Source organism: Kitasatospora sp. NPDC059747, from assembly GCF_042732955.1.
Taxonomy (GTDB): domain Bacteria; phylum Actinomycetota; class Actinomycetes; order Streptomycetales; family Streptomycetaceae; genus Kitasatospora.
The window spans coordinates 6466-14757 of record NZ_JBHWGV010000088.1; the positions used below are offsets into that span (position 1 = coordinate 6466).

At 72.9% G+C, this 8292-nt stretch carries 6 protein-coding genes; 2 read left to right on the forward strand and 4 right to left on the reverse strand.

Features of this window, described 5'->3' with window-relative positions:
• Window positions 1-1329: alpha/beta fold hydrolase (locus tag ACFV4G_RS30875; RefSeq protein ID WP_380445411.1), on the forward strand; the 1329-nt coding region annotated here is incomplete at its 5' end.
• Between the two features lie 11 nt (window positions 1330-1340).
• Complete coding sequence (locus tag ACFV4G_RS30880) at window positions 1341-2933, forward strand: alpha/beta fold hydrolase (RefSeq protein WP_380445412.1); 1593 nt, start codon at window positions 1341-1343, stop codon at window positions 2931-2933.
• 36 nt (window positions 2934-2969) lie between these two features.
• Here the strand turns inward: ACFV4G_RS30880 and ACFV4G_RS30885 are convergent, their stop codons facing one another.
• The 4 genes from ACFV4G_RS30885 to ACFV4G_RS30900 all read right to left on the reverse strand — a co-directional run bounded on the left by ACFV4G_RS30885 (window position 2970) and on the right by ACFV4G_RS30900 (window position 8151).
• A complete protein-coding gene (locus tag ACFV4G_RS30885; protein ID WP_380445413.1) occupies window positions 2970-3653 on the reverse strand; it encodes a hypothetical protein in 684 nt (227 codons plus the stop codon).
• Window positions 3650-4012: an ArsR/SmtB family transcription factor gene (locus ACFV4G_RS30890; protein ID WP_380445414.1), complete on the reverse strand. Its 363-nt coding sequence runs from the start codon at window positions 4010-4012 to the stop codon at window positions 3650-3652. Before ACFV4G_RS30890 ends, ACFV4G_RS30885 begins: the two co-directional genes overlap by 4 nt.
• Window positions 4013-4577: 565 nt before the next feature.
• On the reverse strand, window positions 4578-7304 hold the full coding sequence (locus ACFV4G_RS30895; RefSeq protein ID WP_380445415.1) for a glycosyl hydrolase: 2727 nt from the start codon (window positions 7302-7304) through the stop codon (window positions 4578-4580).
• Between the two features lie 355 nt (window positions 7305-7659).
• A complete protein-coding gene (locus ACFV4G_RS30900) occupies window positions 7660-8151 on the reverse strand; it encodes a hypothetical protein (RefSeq protein ID WP_380445416.1) in 492 nt (163 codons plus the stop codon).
• Window positions 8152-8292 lie beyond the last annotated feature (141 nt).

The window sequence follows — 8292 nt, forward strand, 5'->3', positions numbered from 1 at the left end:
CCGGCTCGCCCGGCCGGGGGGCCGGCGGCGTTACCCCCGGGGGCGGCCGCCCCGCCGGCCGGCGACCCGGTGGCGTTCATGGAGGGCGGCCCCGGCGGCGACGCGTTCGGGAACATCCCGTTCCTGATCGGCGCTGGCGTGAACCGGGACCGCGAGCTGATCGTCATGGCCCAGCGCGGCACCCTCCATTCGGAGCCGAACCTCGCCTGCCCGGAGATCGACCGGTTCTACGCGGGCGCCGTCGGGCTGCCCTTCAACGCGCCCTCCACCGGGGAGCTCCTGGTCCGGGCGACGAAGGAGTGCCGGGACCGCCTGACCGCCGGCGGAGTCGAACTCGCCGCCTACAACACCACCGAGAACGCAGCGGACTTCGCCGACCTGCGCACCGCGCTGGGCATCGACCGGTGGAACGTCTACGGGTACTCCTACGGCACCAACCTCGCCCTCACCTACCTGCGCCTGCATCCCGAGGGGATCCGCTCGGTGGCGATCGACTCGGTCGCACCCCCGCCGGTCGTGAACCTGCCGTGGACCTGGGACAGCTTCCGGGAAGGGCTCGACGAGGTCTTCGCGGCCTGTGAGGCCCAGCCCGCCTGCAAGAACCGCTATCCCGACCTCCCCGGGACCGTCACCGAGCAGGTCCGGCGGCTGGAGGAACACCCCCTGACACTCACGGCGCAGCCCCCTGGGGGCGGAAACCCGGTGACGGTCGTCCTCGACGGGGGCAGCCTGGTGGACCTGCTGGTCGCCAAGGCCGTCCCGTTCGCCGAACTGCCCGCCGCTCTCGACGAACTCGCCCACGGCAATCCCGAGCGCTTCGCGCGCGCCCGCGCGGCGGGCGCGACGCCCGTCATCGGCGAATTCGCCTACGGGCTGAAGGAGTCGGTGGCCTGCAGTGAGTGGGTGCCGGGCTACTCGCGGGCCGACGTGTTGGCGGCCGGGCGCCGCAACTTCCCCGGGTGGCCGGACGCCGTCCTGGCCCAGGCGCCGCAGTTGCCCTTCCAGTACGACGTGTGCCGGGTCTGGAACGTCCCGGACCGCACCGCCGTCCAGCGGGTGGCCACCGTCAGCGACGTTCCCGCGCTCGTCATCTCCGGCACCTTCGACTCCAAGACCGGGGCGAGCTGGGGCCGGTACGCGGCCCGCACGCTGTCCCGCTCGACCGTCGTGCGGATCCCGGGCATCGGCCACTGGGTGGTTCCCCAGTCGTGCTGCGCGCAGAGCGTCCTGACCTCCTTCCTGGCGCATCCGACGGCGCCGGACACCGCCTGCGTGGCAGACCTCGCGCCCGCGCCGTTCACCATCACCCCCGAAACGGAAGCCGCATGATGTCAACTCCCGTGCCCCACCGCCGTCGCACCGCGCGACGGCTGCGGGCCACGCTGGCCGTGGCCACGGCCGGTGTCCTCGCCGTCGGCCTCGCCGCGCTGCCCGCCCGGGCCGCACCCACCCGCGCCGAGCCCGCTGCCGTACCGCCGCTCGGCACGGTCGCCCGGACGGCCGGGCGCGCCCACTTCGAGCCGGGCCCCTGCCCCAGGACGGCGGACCCGATCCCCGAGCTGGAGAAGGCCCGCTGCGGAACGCTCACGGTGCCCGAGCACCGCTCCCGCCACGACGGGCGGACGATCACCCTCGGAGTCGCGATCATCCCGGCGGCCACGAGCAGACCGGCACCCGACCCGATCGTGTGGCTCGCCGGCGGGCCCGGCGACGACGCGGTCTCCGAGATCCCCCTGGCACTCAACGGCGGCCTGAACCGCGACCGCGACGTCATCTTCATGTCCCAGCGGGGCACCTACTCGGCCGACCCGGCGCTCACCTGCGCGAACATCGACCAGTTCAACGCGGACTCCCTCGGCCTCGTCTACGGCGCGCCGTCCACCGGGCGCCTGCACGTCGACGCGACCCGCGCCTGCCGCGACGGGCTCGCGGGCCGCGGGGCCGACCTCAGCGCGTACAACAGCACCGAGAGCGCCGCCGACTACGCCGACCTGCGCGAAGCGCTGTGCATCGAGCAGTGGAACGTGTTCGGCATCTCGTACGGCTCCGACCTGGCCCTGCTCTACATGCGCCTGCACCCGCGGGGCATCCGGTCGGTCGGCATCGACGGCATCCTGCCGCCGTCCCTGGCCGGCGGGGCGGTGACCTGGAAGGCCGCACAGGAGGGATTCGACGGCCTGTTCGACGCCTGCGCGAAGCAACGTGCCTGCAACGACCGCTACCCGGACCTGAAGGCCACCTTCGAACGCCTCGTCGTCGAGCTCGAAGCCCGGCCGGCCACCACCACCGTCACCGTCCCGGGCCACCCCGGTCCGGTGGAGGTCGTGCTGGACGGCGGCGTCCTGGTGACCTGGCTGACCGCCGCCAGCCACCTGGCGGCAGGCGTGCCGCGCTCCATCGACGAGCTGGCCCACGGCAACCCGCAACGCGTGGCCGAGCAGTGGGCCGGCGGGAAGCTCAGCCCAGCGGCCTTCGGCAGGCTCTCCCACGGGCTCGCCTACGGCGTCTTCTGCAGCGAGTGGACACCGTTCGAGAGCGAGGCAGACGTCATCGAGGGCGGGCGACGCGCGTTCCCGTCGTTCCCCGACTCGGTGCTGGCCAACGCCCCGGGGCTCGCCTGGCTCCACGACGACTGCCGCGCCTGGGACGTCCCCGCCGCACCGCGCCCGGTCCGGGACGTGACGCACAGCGACATCCCGACGCTCGTCCTGTCGGGCGGGTTCGACGCCCAGACCGCAGCGAGCAACGGGCCGTACGCCGCCCGCACGCTGAGCCGGTCCACGGAGGTCACCGTCCCCTACGTCGCCCACGTGGTCTTCGCCGACTCGGCGTGCGCGCAGGAGATCACCCGCTCGTTCTTCGACACTCCGACCGCGCCGAAGACGGAGTGCCTCGCATGCCTCCGGCCGCCTGACTTCGACATCGCGCCATAAGGCCGACCGGTTGCTTGGCGGGCGTCGGCGGTGGTGTCAGCAGCCGCACTCTTCGCCGCGCCAGGCGTCGATGCCCTCGCGGACGGCGAGGCCGGCGACGAGCAGACCGATCGCGGGGTCGAGCCACCACAGGCCGAACAGGGCGTTGGCGAGCAGGCCGGCCAGGACGGCGGCGGCGAGGTAGGCGCACAGGAGGTTCTGGGTGCCTTCGCCGCTGGTGGCGGCCGAGTCGAGGATGGTCCCGAGGCGGCGCTTGGCGCGGCCCAGCAGCGGCATGACGATCAGGGAGGTGACGGACAGGCCGATGCCGAGCCAGCTGGTGGACGGCTTCTCGCCGGCGGCCAGCGTGGAGACGGCGTCGTAGGCGATGTAGGGGGCCAGGAGGAAGAACGTCACCGCGACGGCCTTCTGTGCGCGGGCCTCGGAGGTCTCCGACAGTGTCCGGGTGCCGCTGAACCGCCAGACGACGATGACGGAGGCCAGACCTTCGACGACGGAGTCGAGGCCGAAGCCGAGCAGGGCGACCGAGCCGGCCAGGACCGCCGCGACGAGTGCGACGGCGCCCTCGGCCGCCATGTAGCCGAGGGAGAGCCACGACAGGAGCTTCGCCTTGCGGGCCGCCTCGTGCCAGGCGGCGCTCTTCTCGACCGGCGGGCGGCAGCAGGCGTCCGTGCAGCCGGGCTCGCAGTGGCAGGCGCTTGACTCGGCCTCGGCGGTCACCGGTCGTCCCCCTCGCCGGCGCCGTAGACGGGGCAGAGCGCAACGGCGTCGCCGGTCTCGGCCAGCACGGTCTCCGCCGCGGCGAGCAGGCCGATCAGGGAGGGTTGGGTCAGGCTGAACACCGAGGCCCGGCCGACCGGACGGGAGTCGACCAGGCCGCAGTCGCGCAGGCAGGCCAGGTGCTTGGAGACGGTGGACTGGGCCAGGCCGAGCTGCTCGACCAGATCGACCACCCGGGCTTCGCCGGCCGTGAGCCGTTGGACGATCGCCAGGCGGGCCGGATCGCCGAGGGAGCGGAACAGGGCCGCGGCCGGTGCGAGCGCATCCCGCCCGGCGGATGGTGGTGATGTCATCGCCATGCGGCGATGCTATCGCTCCGTCGGATCAGCCCGTGGGGCGGGAGGGCCCGCCGCCGGGGCGGTGCTGGAGGTCGACCGGGTTCTCCCCGTCGTTCGGCGGCAGGGCCGGAGGGGGAGCGGGGTTCGGCGCCGTTGTGACGGACGCGTGGCTGCCTGCGGGCGCGGGCTCTTGCGAGGCCGTCCGGGTCGGGGCTGCGGTGCTGCCCTTGAGGGGTGGTGGGGAGGTCGTTGCCGCACCCGTCGAGGGCGACGCTGGTGCCGGCGTCGGTTCGGCGGGGGCGAGAGTGGGCGGAGCGCTGGTGCTTCCCTTTGCCGGGGCCGGCTGCTGAGTGGCCGGGGCCGCGCTTCGGGCGGGTGAAGCGGTACCACTGGATCCGCAGGCGGTCGCGGTGACGGCGAGGAGCAGGGCGGCTGCCGGGACGGTGGCGGTTCTCTTCACGGGCGGTGGTCTCCGGTCTCGTACTGGCCGCGGTCGGACGTGCGCGCGGGTCGGGAGGTTCCGACTATGCCGGTGCCCGGCGCGCTCGGGAGAGCGGCCGGGCACCGGTGGTTGCGCGTGTCGTGGTCAGTTCTGGTTGTCGTCGCCCTGGCTGTTGTCGTCCTCGTACAGCGCGGTCGGGTTGATCGACCAGATGCCGCGGCCGAAGGTGGCGGCGTAGAGGCGGCCGTCCGGGCCGGTCTTGAGCTGCTGGACCGAGGTGGTGGGCAGGTTCTTGCCGAGCACCGAGAAGTTGGTCTCGCCCGGTGCGCGGTAGAAGGCGGCGAGGTCGCTGCCCAGCGCGAGCCCGCCGTTCGGCAGGAGCTTGACCGAGGTGGCCGGGACGTCGGGCAGGTTGGCCGAGACGTCGGTCCAGGTGGCGCCGCCGTCGTGGGTCTCGAAGAGGTGGCCGTTGCCGGCGCCGGGGCCCTCGGTCCAGGTCCGCGAGAAGCCGTTCATGGCGACGAAGACGTGCTGGGCGTCCTTCTCGTCCACGGCGAAGGAGGAGATGTACCGGTTGGGCAGGGTGCCGTCGACGGGCAGGTTGAGCTGGTGCCAGCCGGTGCCGTCGGTCTTGCCGACCGCGATGCCGCGGCTGAAGCCCTGGTTGTTGCAGGGGCCGCACCAACCCGCGTACACGGTGCCGTTGACGGTCGAGACGGCGGTGGCGAAGTGCCCGGCGCCCAGGTCGTAGGCGCTGGTCCACTCGCTGCCGCTGCGGATCGCGTAGCCCTTGTGCTGCACCCAGATGTGCTGACCGCCGGCGATCCAGGTGTTGACGTCCTTGGGGTCGGCGGCGAGCGGGGCGATGAAGCGGGCGGAGCTGGTGGCCTTGTCGGGCGGGGCGACCTCGTAGGACGTGGCCTTGCTGGGGTCGGAGTTGCCGGAGCCGTCGTTGACGGCGCAGTTCTGGGTGACCCACATGTCGAGGTAGACGTATTCCTGGGCGATGTTGCAGCCGTTGGCCGGGTCGACCAGGGTGTCGGCGCCGTCGCCGCCGAAGTTGGAGCCCATCACCTTGTCGTGGGCGCGCAGGATCGATTCGCCGTTGTCCTGGAGGCCGCCGCTGACGATGACGCCCTTGCCGGTGCGGTCCGCCGGGTCCTTGCCGACGCCGACCGAGTAGTACTGCAGGGTGTCGATGGTGCCGTCGGCGAGGGACTTCCAGTCCGTGGCGTGGCCGGAGGCGTCGGCCGCGCCGTTGACCGGGCGGGTGTAGATGCCGCCGTCGTTGCCGACGTACACGCTGGGCTTGCCGTGGTAGGTGCCGATGGCGACGGCGTGCTGGTCGGAGTGGGTGGTGGGCGAGCAGTCGCCGGTCACCTTGGTGGGGTCGATGCTCCAGCACGGGAAGGTGAAGTTCCAGTACGGGCCGGGAACGGACCAGCTGGCGCCGCCGTCCTTCGTCTCCAGCACCTCCTCCAGGCCCGCGTAGACGTGGTCCGGGTTGGCCGGGTCGACCTGGAGGAACTGGTTGTACCAGGACTGGATGCCCGGCTGGTACCCGGCGCCCTGCAGCGCGGAGCCCGAGTTCTTGATCTTGTCCTTGTCCGCGATCAGCGTCCACGGGCCGGACGGGGAGCCGGACTTGGAGACGTAGATGCCCTTGAGACCGGTGTCGGGGTTGTGCGCCATGACGTCCGGGGACTGGTCGATGGCGTAGTAGCGAGAGCCGTCCGCGGAACGGGCGAACGTGACGTTGCCGACGTTCGCCGCGTCGGTGGGCAGGTCGCCGAGGGAGGCGACGCGCTGCCAACTGCCGTCCGCGGCCTTGCTGTAGAAGCCGTTGTACGTGTCGCCGCCGCGCCAGCCGACGGCCAGGATCACCTTGGACGGGTCCTTGGGGTCGATCGCGATGTCGTTGGCGATGTTCTTGTACGGCGCGCTCGGGTCGGCCGCCTTCGAACCACCCGGCAGGTAGTCCGGGTTGGGCGCGAACTCCTGCGTCCACGGGCCGGAGAGGTCGGTGGCGGAGTGGCTCCACACACCGCGGCTGGTCGCCGCCCACACCTTGCCGCCGCCGAAGCGCAGCGCGTGGATGATGGTGGACTCCAGCTCGGCGCCACCGACCCGGTTGCCGGGCTGGAACTTGCCGTGCTTGGGGTCGGACAGTACGTACACACCGGTGCCGACGTAGGAGGTGGCGCCGGTGTTGGACTCGCCGGTGGCGTACCAGAGCCGGCCGCCCTCGTCGAGGTTCAGCGTGCCCGTCGACAGCGATGGCAGCTTGTCCGCGATCGGCTCCCACTGTCCGCCGCCCGTCCGGGAGCGGAACACCCCGCCGTCGGCACCGCCCGCGTACACGTACCCGTCGTCGTCGGCCGCGATGCCGGTGATCCGGCCGGTGGTGTACCCGGCGCCGCCGCTGGAGTTGGAGTTGGCGTCCCGGTAGCGCGGGTCGTCCTCGTTGTACGGCTTGTCGGTGACGTGCTTCCACGAGCCGTCGGTGTGCGGCATCGACTTCAGCTGCGCCCAGGCCGCGCCGTACGCGCCCGGTGCGACGACGCCGGGGGCCGTGCGGGCCTCGGTGTACTGCGCGGTGCCCTCGGCCGCGTTCTCGGCCTCGTCCGCGCCGCCGTCGCCCCCGCCCGGGGTGTCGGCCTTGGCGGAGAAGGTGTGCTTGGCGGTGCTGCTGGTGGGGCTGGTGCCCTTGACCTTCGCGGCGTGCTTCTGGCCGACCTCGTCGAGGTGCTGCGCCTGGTGCGGGCGGGGGTCGGACGTGCCGGGCGCGGCGAGGGCCTGGGTGGTGGTCAGTCCGAGCGCGGTGAGCGTGACGGCGGGCAGCAGCAGCCGTCGGCGTTGCCTGTTGGGCACGATGGTGGGTCCTCCCCATGCGGCCGGGTCGCGCGGTCGCGCTGCCCCGGCGGAATCAGACCGAAGCTTTGCGGCTCACGGGGCCAGAGTGAAGGGAGGGCGCATAACGAATGCTTAAAACCAAATCAGTTAAGAAAGTTGAAGGACAACAGAAAAGCCCCGCCTTTCCGCGCCCGGGCGGGAAGCCGAGGTGGGAAGGCGGGGTTGGAGCGCTCAGCGGCGGCTGTGCAGTGCGCTCAACGGAGCGTCAGCGGTTGTTGGCGGGACGACCCGTCGGCGGTTGGAGCGGTCGTCGTCGGTCGTGTGGTGCGACGGGACCGCGGCCTCGATGAGTGAGGGCCGCGGTCCCGTTCGTTCAAGGGGTGGTGGGGAACGGAAGCGTCCGGCCCGGGACCGGCGTCGGCTGGCCGGCACCCGTGGGGCCGGGCTGGTTCGTCGGCCCGGGGCCGGGGGCGAAGCGGTCGGGTTCGGCGTCGACCGGGTTGTCGGAGTCGTGGCTCGGGGTGGCGGCGGGTGCCGGAGAGGACTTGGCCGGGTTGCGGGTGGCGCCCCGGGCGAAGGTCGGGGTTGCGATGGGGTGGGACGGGCCCGGTGTTCCGGCAGGGGCGCCGTTGGGTGCTGCGGGCGTCTCGGTGGGGCCGGCCGACGGTGCTGCGGCCGGCGTGCCGGTGCTCGTGCCGCTACCGGGCGCCGGAGCGGTGGCCGGCCGGCCGGCCGCTGCGGGTGTGGTCCAGGCGGGGCCGTGTGCGGCGGGGCGGTCGTCGTCGGAGAGCAGCGCGAATGTGGTGGCACCGGCGGCGAGGGCGAGGAGGCCGGCCGCGGTTCCCAGGATCAGGCGCTTGCGCATGCCGGGATCCTCCTTACTGGCGTACTGACGGGTGTGGAGCGGTGGGCGGGCGCCCGGTGCCGGGGCCGGCGAGCCGGGGCCGGCGGGGGGGGGCGGTGACGGGGACGGGGGGGGGTGGTGGGGAGATCTCCGTGCCCCCGC